1 pseudogene is annotated in these 527 nt (G+C 60.2%); it reads right to left on the bottom strand.

Annotation, left to right across the window (positions count from 1 at the left end):
- Positions 1 to 487, bottom strand: a pseudogene (locus V8F51_RS31515) (S-layer homology domain-containing protein); the annotation flags it as partial.
- Positions 488 to 527: the final 40 nt, after the last annotated feature.

A 527-nucleotide genomic window follows, 5' to 3' on the forward strand; every position in this document is an offset into this window, starting at 1 on the left:
TGCCGCCGGAAGTGCTGTTCGTCGTGTTGCTGTACCACTGGTAGCTGAGCACTCCGCCATCACTGACGCTGGCCGCCACGCTTAGCGTCGCTGTCCCGCCTACGTTCACGGTCTTAGCCGTCGGCTGCGTTCCGATCGTTGGCGTTGCCGCGTTCACGATGGCGTTCACCGTCACTAGCACGACGTTGCTCGTCGCCGTCGCGGTCTTCGTGCCGTTCACACTCGCATTCGTGTTCGTTACCACGACATAGTAGTACTTCGTTCCCGCCGCTGTCGTCGGTGCGTTATAGCTCGCGCTCGTCGCTCCGCTCACAAGCGTGCCACCACTCGTACTGTTGCTAGTGTTGCTGTACCACTGGTAGCTGAGCACTCCGCCATCACTGACGCTAGCCGCCACGCTTAGCGTCGCTGTTCCGCCGACATCAACCGTCTTAGCCGTCGGCTGCGTTCCGATCGTTGGCGTTTCCGCATTCACAATGGGGTTCACAACAACCGAAACTACGCTGCTCGTCACCGAAGCCATCTTC

This window comes from Paenibacillus sp. YIM B09110 (assembly GCF_037167145.1).
Classification (GTDB): domain Bacteria; phylum Bacillota; class Bacilli; order Paenibacillales; family Paenibacillaceae; genus Pristimantibacillus.